This window comes from Streptosporangium sp. NPDC000239, from assembly GCF_040300765.1.
Classification (GTDB): domain Bacteria; phylum Actinomycetota; class Actinomycetes; order Streptosporangiales; family Streptosporangiaceae; genus Streptosporangium.
On sequence record NZ_JBEPEI010000006.1, the window covers coordinates 346,303 to 362,512 of the forward strand.

Here is a 16,210-nt window from a genome sequence, read left to right on the forward strand (position 1 = left end):
TTGGCAGATTCGGCCTGTGCCCTAAAGGTCTCGACAGTGGTTTGAGGCGTGATCCGGCCCGCGGAACGAGGTGTCCTCACAGATCAGAGATCGGTGTTTCCCGCCCGGGCGTGATCTACATACGGAACAGGCCCAGCAGGTCGTCCATCGCGACGGTCAGTCCCGCGATGATCAACCCTGTGAGAATGGCGAGGGTCATGCCGCTGATATGCGCCCGGTGGTCCGTACCGGCCGTTAACACTCCTGTGACGGCCATACCGGCCAGAAGTGAATTACGGACCACATGACGTAAGGAATACTCCGCCCCTGCTGTTCCGAAGCAGTTGCATCTCGCCCGCACACCGCGTTTGAGTGCCAGGACGATGACGCCGGTGAAACCGATCAGCAGGGTCAGGGCGCCGGAAAAGCCGACAACGGCTGCCTTCGGCCCCGCCACCGGTGAGGCGGCGAACGCAAGGACCACCAGCAACTCCATGGCCGCCACCGACCGCGCCACCGTCGGCACTACTCCGGGCGGGAACCAGTCCAGGTCTCTGATCGATTTCTCAAAACCTTTCCGGTCACGGGCTTTTCCCAGCCCGGCGTGACCGAACACCGCGGCCAGTGACACCGCACACGTCAGCGACACGTACATCATCGCGCACCACCGTCAAGATATCCGGCGGCCTGAGTCCTGAAGAGCCCGGCATAGATCCCTCCTGCCAGCATCAGGTCGGGATGCGGCCCCTCTTCGACTATTCTTCCCTCCTCAAGCACGACCAGGGAGTCGGCATCGCGGAGTGCGCTCAACCGGTGGGAGATAAGCAGGCCGGCACGTCCCCGACGGTATTCGCTGAGCTGTTTGTGGATCTCGTATTCGGCCTGCGCGTCCAGGCCGGAGCTCGGCTCGTCAAGGATCAGGAGATCCTTCTCCACCTGAAGCGCTCCTCGCGCAAGCGCGATGCGCTGCCACTGCCCGCCCGACAGAAACACACCCCTCTCCTGGTCGGCGCCGTTCTTCTCAAGATTTTCCCCGTCAATGAAAAGGCGCGTGAGCGGTGTCTCATAACCGCGTGGGAGAGCCAGTAGATCTTCGTGGATCTTGGCCCGCTGAGCAGCCGCCTCAAGCCGGGGGCGATCGCCCATGTAGGGCATATGCCCTATCCCGATGTTTTCGAACGCGGGGAGGTCGTAGCTCATGAAGTCTTGGAAGACCGCTCCCATACGCTGCCGGAGCTGGACCGGGTCGATGTCCCGGATATCGATCCCATCCCAGTAAATACCGCCACGCTCTACTTCGTAGAAACGGCAGAGGAGTTTGACCAAGGTGCTCTTTCCTGACCCGTTCCTTCCGACCAGCCCCACGGTCTTGCCTGCGGGGATCTCGAAGGTGACGCCACGAAGGGTCCACGGATGGTCAAGGCTGTAACGGAACCAGACGTCGTGGAAGACTATGCCGTGGCGGAGGGGGGCCAGCGTCCCGGTGCGGACCGGCACCGGGAGGTCGGGATCGTTCTCCTCGATGTCGCTGAGCTGCTGGAAGTACAGGGTCTGCTGATGGATGAAGGCGACCTGGGTCGTCAGTCCCCCCAGGGAGCCCTGAACACCCGCGACCGAGGCGATGAACATCGCTATGTCGCCGGCGCTCATATGGCCGTTTCCGGCCCCGATGATCGACCAGATCAAACCGGCTCCCACGGCAACGGCCGAGACCGTGCCCAGGCTGGACTGGAGGAACAGCTCCCGCCGATCGGTCGCGCGCTGTTCGGCGTCGGCCCGGCGCACCTCCGCGAGCATTCTGTCCTTTAGGAAACCTCCGATGCCGAACAGCCTGATCTCTTTCGCCGCCTCGACACCCGCGAGCAGGGTGCTGTAGAACAGCTCACGCCGCTGCATCGGGCTGATCTTCAGGGTCGTCGACGCACGTCGTCTCGACAGCGCTATTTCGCCGGCCAGCGTCGTGACGGCTCCCAGGGCTATCACGAGTGCCATGACCGGGCTCAGTGCGATCAGCGACCCGAGGAATCCACCGACGAGAAGGGTGCCACCGAAGATGTCCAGACCGCTCCGTACGATGTGTCCGGGAGCACTTCCGCCTGAATGACCGGCCATCCTGAGTTTGTCGAGAAAGACGGGATCCTCGAAACGGGAGATACCCGGAAGCCGGTTCACCGCGTCGTAGACGCGTTCTTTGGCCAGAAGTCTGGTCTGTCTGTCCAGGTCGTTCTGGAGATATCTGCCCCACCCTCGCAGGACGATCGGGACCATTCCCAGGGAGGCCAGGGCGGTGGTCAGCCACACGATGTCGAACTCTCCCGCCGCGATCTGATCGATCACCAGTTTGGTGAGCCACGCGGTCGCGACGGGGACGATCGAGGACAGAAGAGAGACGAGCGCGAGCACGGTCAGCCGGCCGGCGGCCGTGCGCCAGGCGAGGGCGATCGCCAGACCCAGCGTCCTCAGCGAGCGCCGCGCGGACGACCACCTCATGCCGGCCGTCACGAGCCCAGCTTTCTGATCATCTTTCCGGTGACCCAGGCGGCCGAGATGTAGCCGTATTTGCGTGAGTCCTCACTTGTGTTCGGATTGTCGCCGAGGAGCACGAGCTTTCCGGCCGGCACGACGGAGTCCCGGGGAATGGACCGTGTGACGCCGAGGTCGGCGCCGACCCGTTCGCCGGGCAACGCGGCGACCCGTTTGACGATGTGCGAGCGGAATCCGGACGACGGCAGTATCGGCCGTCCCGGGGTCCAGCCCAGTGGCTCACCCATCTCCAGGAAGACCACATCGCCTCTCCGTATACCGGAGGCCGTGCAACGCTTGACGAGAATCTTCTCACCGTTCAATAGACTTGGCTCCATGCTGCAACCTCGGACGGTGACAACGCGCAGTTTTCGCCGGACCGTCCATGTGGCCACGCAGAGCCCCAAGACGCATACGCTCGTGAACGCGAGCACTAAAGTGATCATCTACGTGCCCTATACCTGAATCGGGCTCAACAGGGATTCAAGGTCCATTCCTACGGCGGTGACGAAGCCGGCTTCGTCGAGCAGGCACATCACCGGGAAAGCCTTGACCTGAAAAGCCTTGACGAGCGATCCGTCCGTCGGCTCGACAACCACTTCTCCCGTTTTCTCCAGTGCCACGACCATGTCCGCGCAGGAGGCATAATCGCCTACCACGACGTTGATGACGGCCGGGGCCTCTCGCTCGTTCCGTGCGGCGTGTTCTCTTATCTCCTGCACCTGGCCGGTGAAGGAGGGTATTTTTTCCCGGCAGGCAGAGCAGGTGTCAGAGAAGAACGCCACGACGGTCCATGTCGCCCATGAGTCGGAAGAGAATACGTTGCCACTCTCCAGAGTCGCCTTGAACGGTGCCGGCGACATGCCCTTGTCAAGGACAAGAGATGAGATCGGCGACATCTCCGAACCCATGGAGGCGGAAGGCCTTCGGATTCTTCTGATGACTGCGAGAGTGAGAAGAAGATTAAGAAGGGAAAGTCCTCCGATGAGGACAACACTCACTTCGAGGAGCATTGGACGGGCCTTTCGGTAACCGCTGCGCCGGACAGTCGAAGCGCGATGGCCGAGCCACCCCGCGCTCCGGCCGGTTCCGCGCAGAGAGGACGGGCCGGTACACCATCGATCACCGGAGGATCGAGAGTGGTTGGAGTGAGCAGGTCCGGCGATCACCGAGCCCTCTCGGCGCGGAGCGTCGAGCCTGCCGCCCTGGACGGAACCGGGTGATGTGGCCGATGACGACCGTCAGGAATGACGAGATTCTCGAAATGCCGGCCGTCATCGGCTTACCACGCGTCGCGCACAGGGCGTGTGTGCCCAGCGATCAAGGGGGGTGTTCTCACCATGGAGCCCTCCTTCGATCGGAGAACCCGCGTGACGGGCGCCTTCTCCCACACGGGGCGAAAGGCGGGCGGCAGGTCCGGATCGGTGATCGGGCCTGTTCTGCGGCCTGCAACCGCCTTCCCGGCACTCAGGGTGAGGACGTCTTGACTACGCTCTCAGCAGTCGCCGCAGGAACTGCCGGGGGCCGGGACGTATCCGCATGTACTGGTGTCGGGGCCCGTGCAGTAGTACCAGGCCCGCCGGTACAGGTTCTGGGTCTGGGAGCAGGTTATGCACGCGGCGGCCGCTTCTGTGCGCGGCGCAAGGCGCTCCAATAGCGCGTCGCCGAACTTGTTGATGATCTTCATGCGCTCACCTCTTTCTGCTGTTTTCGAATCAGTCTCTGACTCGATTTCGAAACATGACATCACATGCGAACGTGAGTGTCGTTGACTGTGCGTGCGGGCCGACTTGTCAATTCTGGCACTCACTCAGTGTGGGGATGGTGGAACCAATGGTGACGGGATTGGCTTTGGGTTTGCGCAGGAAGACGAGCGCCGGCGGCTCCTGCCGCCCACACCAGGTTGCCGATCGGTTGTTCATTCCTTGCACCGGTCGGTTCCGGCGGTCGTCCGTGCATTGAACATCCAGTGCAGAGCGTCTTTCTCTCTGCTGTTTCCTCGGTTACCATCACCGTGTTCGACGATTGCGGGCGGACGGGAACGGGGTGGATGTGCCTGAACCGCCGGCATTGGAAATTGGAATCTGCGGTGATAGATGTTGATGACGGAATTCAGTACCGACGGTCTTCCTGCGGGGGAAAGATTCGCCTGGTGGACGGAACAGATGGCGGCCACCTTGTGCCCCTCCCAGATGTTCAGCGACGAAGAAGAATGTTTTCGCGGCCGGGCGCGCGTCCTGGAACTGGAGGGCATACAAGTATGCGCGCTCACTCATCCGTCCGTGTGGGTACGCAGGTCGGAGAGGATGGTACGGCAGGGCGGTCCGAAGCCCTACCAGGTCCACCTCGTCCTCAACGGCGAGGCCGTCGTCGATCACGTGGGGCGGAGGGCGCGGCTCGGCCAGGGGCAGTTCGTTCTGGTGGACACCTCCCACCCGTACGCGGCGTGGCGGAGCTGCACACCGGAGACCACGTCCGCGCTGGTGGTGCAGATCCCGCGCACGCTGCTGCCCCTGCCGCAGGACGCGGCCGGACGTCTGATAGCGGTACCCTTCTCGGCGAGCCGGGGCATGGGTGCGCTGTTCGCCCAGTGGCTTGTCGGCCTGGACCAGCGCGCCGAGCAGTTCGGCGCGGCAGACGCGTCGCCCCTGGCCTCGGTCACCGTTGACCTGCTCGCCGCCGTTCTGTCCTCCCGTCTGGACAGCCTCGTGGACGAAACGCCGGAGACGCGCAAAAAGATACTTGGTCTGCGGATACGTGAGTTCATCCGGCAGAACCTCGGCGACCCGGATTTGTGTCCCATGGGCGTCGCCGTCGCGCACCAGATCTCACTGCGCTATCTGTATGACATCTTCGACGCAGAGGGCATGGCGCCGGCGGCCTGGATCCGGAGGCTCCGCCTGGAACGCTGTCGCAGTGATCTGTCGGACCCCCGGTTCCGCACGCATCCCGTGCACACCATCGCCCGCCGCTGGGGCTTCACCGATCCCGCCCACTTCAGCCGGGCCTTCCGCGCTACCTACGGTGCGCCACCTCGGCACTATCGGCACATCTCTCTCCCCGCGGAGCCGGTCGACTGGCTCACCGACTCCAACTCCGCCGAGGCCTGAACGGACGGCAACGGAACGGCGGGCACATCCGGGATCCGAAGTCTTCGCAGGGTGTCGTCCAGGGAGCACCCGGACAGTGCGCGGCGCACAGTGGCGTGCCCGCGCGGAGGACGCCGCGACGTGCTCACGGACTGATCCCGTCGGGCCGATTCCACGAGGACGGCCCGGATTCCGGAACCCGGGCTACAGGAGCGGCCAGCGGGGATCGAGAAGAAGCGCGGAGGTTCGTGGGTCAGCGCAGCGTGGCCGCCAGGTGCTTGGCCAGGCCCTCCGAGGCGGCCCGCACCATCTCCAGCACCTCGGTGAAGCCCGTGCGGCCCCCGTAGTAGGGGTCGGGCACCTCGGCGTCCCGCGGCGCCGCCGGATCGAAGGAACGCAGCAGTCGTACGTCGGCCCCCGCCGGGGCCAGGCGGCGCAGCACCCGCAGGTTGTCCCGGTCCATCGCCAGCACCAGGTCCACCTCGCCGAACCAGCCCGCCAGGAACTGCCTCGCCCGGTGCGCGGAACCGTCGTAGCCGTGCTCGGCCAGCACCTCCGAGGCCCGCTGGTCCATCGGGTCGCCCTGGTGCCAGCCTCCCGTGCCCGCGCTGTCGACCGTCACCAGATCGCCGAGCCCGTGGTCGGCCAGGGTGTCCCTCAGGACGACCTCGGCCATGGGGGAGCGGCAGATGTTTCCCAGGCACACCAGACACACGCGATAACTCATGTCCCCAGCATGCCGCCCCGCCGGTTCCCCCGGAGCGGGAGCCCCCGCGGGAACGGCGGGGCCACATCGGGTGCCGGGTGGGCCGTGTGAGACGCCGAGGCGGTGCCGGGCCGGGTGGCCCGGCACCGCCTCGCGGTTCGGGGATCACCTCGCAAGAGGTGGGACGGGGTCAGCCGACGGTGAACTCGCCGTGGTAGCCGACGCTCTTGGCGCCGCCGAAGGGGCCGCCGACGGTGCACTTGAGGGTGCCCCGGAGCAGGTCGGCGCTGAGGTGGGCGGAGAACCTCTCCCCGTCGAGGGGGCCGCCGACGACCTGGCCGGACAGGGTCACCTCGCTGGCGATGTTGCTTTCGAAGTTCAGGTCGAGGTTGCTGCGGGTCCGCGTGCCGTCGTCCTGAATCCAGTCCAGGGTGCCGGTGCCGTGGCCGGTGCCGCCGCCGCCGAGTTCGCAGGTGAGCCAGACACCGCTGAAGTTCGCGGTGAGCCTGGCCTCGTCGATGCCGAGGCCGGTGGAGTCGCGGCAGGAGCCGTTGGCTCCGCGGATCTCGATGTCCTGCCTGAGGGGGACGATCTGCACCCCGGGCTTGAAGTACATCGTGCCCGCGGTGTCGCAGGTGACGCTCCCGGCGGCGTGGGCGGGTGAGGTGAGAGAGGTGAGAGAGGTGAGACCGGTGGCGGCGACCAGGGCGGCCAGCAGGGCGGCGCCGCGGATGCGACGGGGCTGGGACATGGGAACTCCTCCAGGGGGCTGATCGGGCGCGTCGTGGTCTTTGACGCGCCCGGATGTTCCCTCTCACCATGGCCATCACGGAAAGTGAATACAAGAATACTTTCCGTGACATCGGGTAAGGCGGTCCTTGCCGCGGGGCGCGGGCGGAGCCGATCAGGCGTGGATGAGCGCCACCTGGCGTCCGACGAGGGGCTCATGGGCGGGCCTCGGCGACGGGTTCGTGACGGGGCACCGGAATCGGGCCCGCCCGCCGCTGGCTATCCTGTGGCACGTCGAGCCGGGCACGGCTCCCCACCACGAGCCCACCGGAAGGCGACGACCGTGACAGCCTCCCAGCGCCGGAGCGCATGGCCGGTGGTGGCGCACGTGGTCCTGTTCCTCCTGACGACGGTCATCCTGGCGGGCGCCCTGTGGTACCTCGGCGCGGGCCTGTGGCAGGCCCTCGCCGTGGCGGGTGCCGCCGTCCTGCTCCATGTGGGAGCGGTGACGGCCCGCCGACGGCCGTGGGAGGGATACGCGATCGGCGCGCTGGCGATGCTCGTCCTGGTGCTGACGCCCCTGCTGGGCTGGTCACCGGTCATGCTGCCCTCGGCTGTGTGCTTCCCCCTCGCGTTGTGGCGGCTGACCGGCCTGGTCCCGGTCAGGTCCTCGGTGGCCGCGCTGGCCGTCGCCCTGCTCGGGATCGTCCTCAACGAGCTGGTGACATGGGCCCGGCTGCCCTCCGGCGTCTCCGCGTGGACCCACCTGGTCGAGGGTGGGCTGCTGATGTCCGTGGTCGGCGGCGTGTGGCTCGCGGCCCTGCTGGTGCGCCGCAGGCACGAGGCCCGCCGAAGGGCGGAGAGCGAACGACTGGCCGCGGCGGTCGCGGAGGAACGGGCCGGTATCCGCCGCGACCTGCATGACGTGATCGCCCACACGGTCACCGTCATGGTCGCGCGGATCGAGGCCGCGGCGGTGACGACGGCGGACCCGGCGACCCGACGCGAACTCGGTGACATCGCCGAGACCGGCCGGGACGCCCACCAAGGCCTGCGCGCGATGCTGGCCACCGTGGCACCGCGCGCCGACTCCCGGCCGGGAAAGGTCCCGATCTCGCTCGACGTCCTCCCCGACCTCGTGGCCTCGGCGGCCAGCCCGCTCCACACGGTGACGTTCGCCGAGGTGGGGGAGCGACGGCCGCTGAGCCTGAGCGCGGAGGTCGCGGTGGTCCGGACCGTGCAGGAGGGCGTCACCAACGCGCTGCGTCACCTCGAACCACCGGTCGAGGTGACCGTTCACCTGCGCTGGACCCCGGCCGAGGTGGTGGTCGAGGTGCGCGACGACGGCGGCAGGGCGCCTCGCGGCGGTAGCGGCCAGGGGACCGGCCTGATGGGGATCGGGGAACGCGTGAGTACCGCGGGTGGCACCCTGTCGATCGACGACGGGGACGACGGATGGGTGCTGCGGGCGCGGCTGCCCACGAAGGAGGGGGCATGACCGCGATCCACGTCATGCTCGTCGACGATCAGGAACTGCTGCGGGCCTCGCTCCGTACGGTGCTGTCGGCCGACGAACGCATCGAGGTCACCCACGACGTCGCGAACGGCGGCGACGCGATCGAGGTCGTCCGGCGGCACCGGCTCGACGTGGTGCTGATGGACATCCGCATGCCGCGCGTGGACGGGGTCGCCGCCACGGCGGAGATCGTCAGGATCTCCCCGGCGACCCGGGTGCTCATGCTGACGACGTTCGACGACGACGAACTGGTCGTGGCCGCCATCCGGGCCGGCGCGAGCGGTTACCTGACCAAGGACGTCCGGCCCGCCGCCCTGGCCCAGGCCGTGTGCGACGTCGCCTCCGGAACGTCGGCACTGGCCCCCGGGGTGGCGGCGACGGTCCTCGATTTCGTACGGCAGGTGCCGGTGCGCAGGACGGCGGCCCTGAACGGCCTCACCCCACGCGAGGTCGAGATCTTCGACCTGCTCGCCCGCGGCAGGTCCAACAGCGAGATCCGCGCGGAACTGGTGCTGAGCGAGAACACGGTGAAGTCGCATGTCCGGGCCGTCCTGCAGAAACTGAACCTGCGCGACCGTGTGCACGTGGTGATCCACGCCTACGAGAACGGGCTGGTGGGCCGCAACGATCTGCCTGTCTGAGATTCCACCCCGCCGGGCGGCGCCCTCTCACCCCTCGGGGTGATGTCGGCCGGTGGCGCCCGGCCTAGGTTCGACGTCGTGCGTTTCCTACGTGTGATTTCCCTCCTCGCGCTCGTCGCCGTACTGCTCGGCTGGACGGCACCGGCCACCGCCACCGCCACTGTCACCGCCGCCGGCGGACGACTGGTCGACGAGTATCGCTCCGTCTTCGGCACGCCGGGGGTCGCGGCGGCCGTGATCGACGGGTCCTCGGTCGAGACGACCGTTCGCGGCCGGGACGGGGACGGCAACGCGGTGACGGCGCGAACCCGGTTCCGGGTCGCGTCGATGAGCAAGTCGATGACGGCCACGGCGATCATGCTGCTGGTCGACCGTGGACGCGTCTCCCTGGACGACCCGGTCGTCAAGGTCCTGCCCGACTTCAAGATGGCCGATCCACGCTTCACCGGGATCACCGTGCGCCAGATCCTCAGTCACACCTCGGGATTGTCGATCAGCACGAACAACGAGTACGTGTTCCCGCCCCCGCGCGGCGCACGGGAAGTCGTGGCCGGGCTGGCCGACAAGACCCTGGCCACCGCTCCGGGCACCCACGCGGAGTACCACAACACCAACTACTCGATCGCGGCACGGATCGTCGAGGTGGTGTCGGGGAAGCCCTTCGACGCCTTCCTGCGCACCGAGCTGTTCACACCGCTGGGCATGACCGACACCGGCTCGACGCTGGGATGTTCGGATCAGGCCGAGGGCCTGACGTCCGGGTACGAGGTCGTTCTCGGGGTCGCGGTCGCGGCACCGGAGATGCCGGGGTTCTGCGTCGGCAACGGCGGAGTGATCTCGACCCTGGACGACATGGTGCGGTGGCTGCGGTTCAACCAGGGCACCCTCGGTACGGGCCTGCTGAGCGCCGCTTCCCTGGCCGAGTTGCACACCGCCCAGCCGAACGCCGGTGGCTACGCCCTCGGCTGGCAGGTTCGCCCCGTCACGGCGGACGCGTCGCCGTTGTTGATCGGCCACGGCGGGACGCTGGCGACGTGGACCGGGGACATGGTCTTCTCTCCCAGGAGAGGGGTGGCCGCCCTCGTCCTCACCAACGGCGGCGGAGATCCCAGCCTGCTCTCGGGCAACCTCGTCGCCGAACGGATCGGGTCCCCGGAAACGCCGATGAGCAACCCGCTCACCATGGTGAACGCGATCCTGCTCGGGCTCACGGCGGGGATGGCCGCGCTGCTGGTCACCGTGGCCGTCCGAGCGCGCCGCTGGGCCGCGCGGCGTCGTGCGGCGCGCCGGCCGAGGCTGGTTCCGCGGCTGGTTCCCCTTGCCCTGGTGACGGTGCTGGGCGTGGTGCTGCCGACACCGATCTGGGGGGAGTTCAGCTTCCATTACTGGATCGTCACCGCCTGGCTGATGCCGCTGCTGGCGATCTTCTGCCTCACCTGCTCCGTGCTCGGGGCGGTCGCGCTCGGCCGTCGCCTCTGGTGCTTGCGCCGCGCGGGCCAGGCGGTCTCCGCCCCGGTTCCCGGCGGCGCCCCATCGTGAGGCTCGCCGGATCGGCTGTGGAAGGTTGCTGATATCTTAACTCGCACCTACTGTGATCTCAGCCGCGCGTCACGCGAAGGAGACCCCGGTGCCCCGGTCGCGGTCCTCGACCGGCGGGGGCGCAGGACGGAGCGGCCGGACGGGAGCTTTTCATGACCACCGCACTGATCATCGGCGACGTCCAACGGGGCATCACGGGCGGTTATCCGTTCGCCGGGCAGGTTCTGCCGCCGCTCACCGAGCTGCTCCCGCGCGCACGCGCGGCCGGTGCGCTCGTCGTGTTCGTGCACTTCGCCTTCCGCGACAACGGGGCCGACCTGCCGCCGGGCAACGCGCTGTACCGGACGTTCTACGACGCCGGGGACGCCTTCCACGAGAGCTCGGCCGGGACCGAGATCGATCTGCCGGTCGCCGGCGAGGACGTCGTCGTGCTGAAGCGCCGTGCCAGCGCGTTCGCCGGTACGGACCTCGACCTCGTGCTGCGCGCCCGCGGCGTCGACGCGCTCGCCGTCGCCGGGGTCGCGACCAGCGCGATGGTGGCCGCGACGTGCTACGACGCCGCGGACCGCGGTTACCGGGTGACCGTGCTGCGCGACGGCTGCGCCGACGGCGACCAGGCGATGCACGACTTCTTCATGGACGCCGTCTTCCCCAGCCGGGGGTTCGAGGTCGTGTCCTGCGCCGGGTGGCACGAAGGGCGGGTGTGACGGCCGGGTCGCGTCGTGGCCTCGTGGTCCCGGCGGAGCGGGTCCCACGCCGGGACCGGGAACCGGGAGCGCTCGGCCGGATCGGAGACGGCCGGGCCCGTCCGTGGCGCCCCGGCCTTTGGGCCGGAGCGAGCAGGACAAGCCGATCCGTCATCCGGAGGCGCCGGGAGGCTTCCCGGTCGTGGCACCGGGCCGGGGAGACGACGGTGCGGGCAGCTCGATGTGCGCCCTGCTCACGGAGGCGCTCTTCGCGAGGACCCGAAGCACGTCGCGGCGCACGCGTTCGCACCGCGCGCGCATCGCGTCCTGGGCGCCGTCCGCGTCCCGCGCGCGCAGCCGTTCGAAGACGGTCCCAAGCTCTCCGGGCGGGCTCGCGATGCCGGGGTCGATCAACGCGGCCATCCGCAGGACACGCTCCAGCTCGTCGAGCACGTCGACGATCGCCTTGCCCAGACGGCTGTTCCCGCTGAAGTTGGCGATGACGCCCTCGAACTCGATCCCGGCCCGGAGAGACTCCTCCTGCCCCGTCTCGCCCGCCGCGAGCGCGAAGGGCACCCTGGACAGCGCTTCGAGCCGTTCGAGTGCCGGTGCCGTGACTCCCAGGCGCGCCGCGGCGCCCGCGGCCTCACCGGACAGCAGTGACCGCAGGGCGCAGAGATCGTCGGTGTCCTGGAGCGTGATCGGGCTGACGACGTAGCCCGCGCGCGGAAGCGCGGTCACGAGCCCGTCGCGCCTCAGCCGGGCGAGCGCCTCGCGCACGGGCGTCTTGCTGATGCCCCACTGCTGGGCGAGTGACGTCTCGGTGAAGCCGCTGCCGGGCGGCAGTGTCAGGTCGATGATCTGGCGCCTGATCGCCCGGTAGGCCTGGCTCGTGCGGTCGAGGCCGCTCTCGTCCCCGCCGACCAGCAACAGCGCGGGGACGTGCGGCGTTCCGGCGACCACGTCATGGATGTCGGACACCGGCCAAGGATATCAACGTGAAACGTTGATACATCAGAGCGCGGACGAGGCCTCAGGCCGTCTCGCCGGGGGTCGGGGAGAGACCGGAACGGACGTCGCGGAAGTAGACGTTGGCCGCGGGACTGAACATGAGGGCCATTGCGGCCAGCACCGCCGTCAGGTGCACCACCCGGCTGAGGACGAAGGCGAGGGTCATGAGGTCGGCGTCGGCGAAGAACCCGAGGATCGAGTTCCCGGCCATCAGCCACCGGACCGGCTCGACGACCAGCGACAACGTGCCGAAGATCCCCAGGGTCAGCGCCAGGGCGACACGTGCCCAGCCCCGGCCCTGACGCAGGCGCACCGCCAGGAGGATCGCTCCGGCGAAGACCGCGAGCCGGAGACCGAGACCGCCCGCCAAGCCGGTCGCGGAGGCCGTTCCCCTGGCGAGCAGATCGGCCACGGCCAGGGCGGACTCGAACGCGCCCGTGCCCACGGCGATGAACCAGAGCGACGCGGCGGACCTGACGGAGGCGGGCACGGAGGGAGAGCCGGCCAGGAGCTGGGTGGACATGAGGCCTCCTCGAAGTCGGGGGTGATCGATACGTGAAGAGTCTCCACCGCGAGGACGTGGCCGTTCATGCCCGCGCGCACCCGAGCCGGGGGTAGGGAGGGCCTTACCGCGAACCCCGCCGAGGGGCCTCGTCGTTAAGGATTCCTTCACCGGCAGGTGTGGGAACTGTGGGGTACTCACGATCGCGGAGCCTTGCGGGAGGGAAAGAGGCCGTCCTAGCCTCGATTGTCGACGATCGACAATCGAGGAGGCGTGGTGGCAGACAAGCTCCGCGTGCTGGTGGCGTCACCGTTGGAACCCGAGCATGTGGAGGCCGTCAGGGCCGTCGATCCACGTGTCGAGGTCCTCTACGAGCCGGATCTGCTGCCCCGTCCGCGTTATTCCGCCGACCACACCGGGATCAGGCCCGAGCTGTCTGAGGCCGACCTCGGCCGCTGGCGGGACCTGCGGGCCGGAGCGCACGTCAGCTTCGACTTCGACTGGCTCGACCCGGCGGCCATGCCGGTCAACTGCCCCGAACTGCGCTGGGTGCAGGCCACCAGCGCGGGCATCGGGCAGTTCGCCCGCAGGACCGGGCTGGCGGACAGCGACCTCGTGCTCACCACCGCCGCGGGCGTCCACGCCGTTCCCCTGGCGGAGTTCGCGCTCACCGGGGTGCTGCACTTCGTCAAGGGTGTGCCCGACCTGGCACGACGGCAGGCGCGGAGGAACTGGGAGCGCTACACCACCCGGGGGCTGACGGGCCTGCGGCTGGCCGTGGTCGGTCTCGGCGGCATCGGGCGCCAGGTCGTCAAGGTGTTCTCGGCCCTCGGGGTCGAGGTCGTCGGCGTCGGCAGACCGGGGCGGACCTACGACATCCCCGGGCTGTCCGAGCTGTGGCCGTTCACCGAGATCGACGACGCCCTCGCCGGGGCGGGGGCGCTGGTGCTCGCCTGCCCGCTCACCGACGAGACGGAGGGCCTCGTCGGGGAACGGCAACTGGCCGCGCTGGCTCCGGGGGCCGTGCTGGTCAACATCTCGCGCGGCCAGGTGGTCGACGAGCGGGCGCTGACGGAGGCGCTCGCCGCCCGCCGGCTCGGCGGCGCCTTCCTGGACGTCTTCTCGACCGAGCCGCTGCCACCCGGGTCGCCGCTGTGGGACATGGACAACGTCGTCGTCTCCCCGCACTCCGCCTCGACCGTCGACACGGAGAACCGGGCGATCACCGAGTTGTTCACCGACAACCTGAGGCGCTGGCTCGACGGGCGTCCGCTGCGCAACGTCTTCGACCGGGAGAAGGGTTACTGACCGCACGAGGGATGTCCTGACGCCCGTCCCGGAGTTCCGGCGGGCCGCCGTGGGGCGGCTCGCCGTACGGCGTGTCCCCAAGGGGGCCGCGGTGGGGCGGGCGATCGGGCGTGCCCGCGTTTCGGCAGCTCACAGCCCTGCAAGGTATGTTGAACGCGGATTTATAACGGGCTGAATCAGCTATTGACGGTAGCCCGAATCTCGTTCCATATTGTCGATTGTCGACGATCGACAGCGGAGGCAGCGAGCAGGACGGCGGGCCAGTCCCTCCACCAGGTCCTCGGGGGATCGAGGACTCCGCATTGCTCTTCCAGAGGAGGGAACCGATGGCGAAAACACGCCGCTCCCGCATCATGTTCGCCACGGCGACGACCGTGGTCGCGCTCGGAGCCGCCGCGGCCTGCGGCGGGGTCCAGCGAAACGCGGACACCCCCGGCACGGGCCCGGCCGACGGCACGCCCAGGGCCGGCGGGACCATGACCGTCGCCTACAAGTCCGACCCCAAGACATTCGACCCGGCCGTCTGCTACGACGCGACGTGCTGGAACAACATGCGGATGCTGTACGACCGCCTCTACGACTACAAGGGCTCGACCAGCGAACTCGTCCCGCAGGGCGCCGAGGCGCCGCCCGCGGTCTCGCCCGACGGTAAGACCTACACGATCAGGATCAGGCCGGGGATGACCTTCTCCGACGGCTCGCCCGTCACGGCCAAGGACTTCGCCTACTCCTTCGCCCGCATCCTCGACCCCGCCACCAAGTCACCGGTGCGCGGCTTCTGGACCGGCGTCGCGGGCGCCGAGGAGTACGGAAACAAGCCCGAGGGCACCCCCAAGGGCATCCAGGCCGTCTCCGACAGCGAGCTGCGGATCGAGCTGACCCAGCCGAACTCCGCCTTCAAGTACATCCTGGCCATGCCGCACGCCTCGGTCATCCCCGAGGGCTCCGGCGCGGAGGCGGCCACCAAACCGCTCGGCTCCGGCCCGTTCGTCTTCAAGGAGTTCTCCCCCGGCCGCCAGATCGTGCTGGAGAAGAACGCCAAGTACTGGGACAAGCCCCGCCCCTACGTGGACAAGGTCGTCGAGCTGCTCGGGGTCAACCCCGACGTGGCGCTGCTGCAGCTGGAGAAGGGCCAGATCGACCTGATGGGCGACCCGATCCCGCCCGCCCAGTACCTGTCGGTGACGGCCAACGCGGCGCTGAAGGACCGCACCGTCACCATCGCCAAGCCCAGCACCTACTTCCTGACGCTGAACGTCAAGATGAAGCCGTTCGACGACCCGAAGGTCCGTGAGGCCGTCTCCTACGCCGTCGACCGCGCCTTCCTGCTCAAGCTGGTCAACGGCCAGGGCCAGGTGGCCAACGAGTTCCTGCCGCCCGGCGTGCTCGGCCACACCGACGAGAAGCTGGTCCACGACCAGGACATCGCCAAGGCCAAGCAGCTGCTCGCCGAGGCGGGCTACCCCGACGGCTTCTCCACCACGCTCTACTCCTGGAACACCCCGCCGTGGACCAACCTGCTGCCCCAGCTCCAGCAGGACCTCGCCAAGATCGGCGTGAAGGCCGAGCCCCGCCCGCTCCAGCAGAGCACGTTCTTCGAACTGGCGGGCACCCCGGGCAAGGCGCCGATGGCGCTCAGCTTCTGGGTGGCCGACTACCCCGAGGGCAGCAACTTCTTCCAGGCCCTCACCGCCTGCGCCGCGGCCGTCCAGGGCGGCCAGAACTACGCCTTCTCCTGTGACAAGGAGACCGACGACCTGGTCGCGAAGGCCCTGGCCACCGACTCGGAGCAGGAGGCCCAGCGGCTCTACACGCAGGCCAGCACCAGGCTGCTGGCGGGCAACTCGCTGGTGCCCCTCTACTACGGCTCCAAGACCGAGGTCTTCGGCAAGAACGTGGGCGGTTACTTCCCGCAGCCCGTCTGGGCCTGGGACATGACCAACTACTGGAAGACCGACGGCAAGCCGCTCGGCTGACCCCC

Annotated in this window: 16 protein-coding genes; 7 read left to right on the forward strand and 9 right to left on the reverse strand. The window is 68.4% G+C overall.

Going from position 1 to position 16,210, the window contains the following annotated elements; genetic code table 11:
• Window positions 1–115: 115 nt before the first annotated feature.
• The 5 genes from ABT340_RS18815 to ABT340_RS18835 form a co-directional block, all read right to left on the reverse strand.
• Window positions 116–637 carry a MauE/DoxX family redox-associated membrane protein gene (locus ABT340_RS18815; RefSeq protein ID WP_352012035.1) on the reverse strand — a complete coding sequence of 174 codons (522 nt, stop codon included), beginning with the start codon at window positions 635–637 and terminating at the stop codon, window positions 116–118.
• Window positions 634–2,481 (reverse strand): ABC transporter ATP-binding protein, encoded by a 1,848-nt coding sequence (locus ABT340_RS18820; protein WP_352012036.1) that lies wholly within the window; start codon window positions 2,479–2,481, stop codon window positions 634–636. Before ABT340_RS18820 ends, ABT340_RS18815 begins: the two co-directional genes overlap by 4 nt.
• Window positions 2,478–2,936, reverse strand: coding sequence for a S26 family signal peptidase (locus ABT340_RS18825; RefSeq protein WP_352012037.1), 459 nt, complete (start codon window positions 2,934–2,936; stop codon window positions 2,478–2,480). Before ABT340_RS18825 ends, ABT340_RS18820 begins: the two co-directional genes overlap by 4 nt.
• Before the next feature lie 21 nt (window positions 2,937–2,957).
• Entirely contained in the window at window positions 2,958–3,503 is a 546-nt protein-coding gene (locus tag ABT340_RS18830) for a thioredoxin domain-containing protein (RefSeq protein ID WP_352012038.1), read from the reverse strand.
• Window positions 3,504–3,997: 494 nt separating this feature from the next.
• Window positions 3,998–4,189 carry a hypothetical protein gene (locus tag ABT340_RS18835; protein WP_352012039.1) on the reverse strand — a complete coding sequence of 64 codons (192 nt, stop codon included), beginning with the start codon at window positions 4,187–4,189 and terminating at the stop codon, window positions 3,998–4,000.
• Window positions 4,190–4,667: 478 nt separating this feature from the next.
• Between ABT340_RS18835 and ABT340_RS18840 the strand changes: the two genes are divergently transcribed.
• Window positions 4,668–5,612, forward strand: coding sequence for an AraC-like ligand-binding domain-containing protein (locus ABT340_RS18840; RefSeq protein ID WP_352012040.1), 945 nt, complete (start codon window positions 4,668–4,670; stop codon window positions 5,610–5,612).
• Between the two features lie 232 nt (window positions 5,613–5,844).
• On the opposite strand, the gene ABT340_RS18845 is transcribed toward ABT340_RS18840, so the two are convergent.
• Both ABT340_RS18845 and ABT340_RS18850 read right to left on the reverse strand, forming a co-directional pair.
• Window positions 5,845–6,318, reverse strand: coding sequence for a low molecular weight protein-tyrosine-phosphatase (locus ABT340_RS18845; protein WP_352012041.1), 474 nt, complete (start codon window positions 6,316–6,318; stop codon window positions 5,845–5,847).
• A 169-nt stretch (window positions 6,319–6,487) separates the two neighbouring features.
• Window positions 6,488–7,048, reverse strand: a complete 561-nt coding sequence (locus ABT340_RS18850) for a hypothetical protein (RefSeq protein WP_352012042.1) — start codon at window positions 7,046–7,048, stop codon at window positions 6,488–6,490.
• Between the two features lie 321 nt (window positions 7,049–7,369).
• Here ABT340_RS18850 and ABT340_RS18855 point away from each other — a divergent pair, with 321 nt between their 5' ends.
• The 4 genes from ABT340_RS18855 to ABT340_RS18870 all read left to right on the forward strand — a co-directional run bounded on the left by ABT340_RS18855 (window position 7,370) and on the right by ABT340_RS18870 (window position 11,429).
• Window positions 7,370–8,524 (forward strand): sensor histidine kinase, encoded by a 1,155-nt coding sequence (locus tag ABT340_RS18855; protein ID WP_352012043.1) that lies wholly within the window; start codon window positions 7,370–7,372, stop codon window positions 8,522–8,524.
• Window positions 8,521–9,183 carry a response regulator gene (locus ABT340_RS18860; protein WP_352012044.1) on the forward strand — a complete coding sequence of 221 codons (663 nt, stop codon included), beginning with the start codon at window positions 8,521–8,523 and terminating at the stop codon, window positions 9,181–9,183. The genes ABT340_RS18855 and ABT340_RS18860 overlap by 4 nt, the downstream gene beginning before the upstream one ends.
• Before the next feature lie 78 nt (window positions 9,184–9,261).
• Window positions 9,262–10,722 (forward strand): serine hydrolase domain-containing protein, encoded by a 1,461-nt coding sequence (locus ABT340_RS18865; RefSeq protein WP_352012045.1) that lies wholly within the window; start codon window positions 9,262–9,264, stop codon window positions 10,720–10,722.
• A gap of 152 nt (window positions 10,723–10,874) precedes the next feature.
• Window positions 10,875–11,429, forward strand: coding sequence for a cysteine hydrolase family protein (locus ABT340_RS18870; protein WP_352012046.1), 555 nt, complete (start codon window positions 10,875–10,877; stop codon window positions 11,427–11,429).
• A gap of 150 nt (window positions 11,430–11,579) precedes the next feature.
• Here the strand turns inward: ABT340_RS18870 and ABT340_RS18875 are convergent, their stop codons facing one another.
• Window positions 11,580–12,389 (reverse strand): GntR family transcriptional regulator, encoded by an 810-nt coding sequence (locus tag ABT340_RS18875; RefSeq protein WP_352012047.1) that lies wholly within the window; start codon window positions 12,387–12,389, stop codon window positions 11,580–11,582.
• Between the two features lie 52 nt (window positions 12,390–12,441).
• Window positions 12,442–12,942 (reverse strand): hypothetical protein, encoded by a 501-nt coding sequence (locus ABT340_RS18880; protein WP_352012048.1) that lies wholly within the window; start codon window positions 12,940–12,942, stop codon window positions 12,442–12,444.
• Window positions 12,943–13,197: 255 nt separating this feature from the next.
• Here ABT340_RS18880 and ABT340_RS18885 point away from each other — a divergent pair, with 255 nt between their 5' ends.
• Together ABT340_RS18885 and ABT340_RS18890 are read left to right on the forward strand one after the other, a co-directional pair.
• Window positions 13,198–14,229, forward strand: coding sequence for a D-2-hydroxyacid dehydrogenase (locus ABT340_RS18885; RefSeq protein WP_352012049.1), 1,032 nt, complete (start codon window positions 13,198–13,200; stop codon window positions 14,227–14,229).
• A 326-nt stretch (window positions 14,230–14,555) separates the two neighbouring features.
• The gene (locus tag ABT340_RS18890) at window positions 14,556–16,205 is read left to right on the forward strand and encodes an ABC transporter substrate-binding protein (RefSeq protein WP_352012050.1); all 1,650 of its coding nucleotides are present in this window, start codon (window positions 14,556–14,558) and stop codon (window positions 16,203–16,205) included.
• Window positions 16,206–16,210 lie beyond the last annotated feature (5 nt).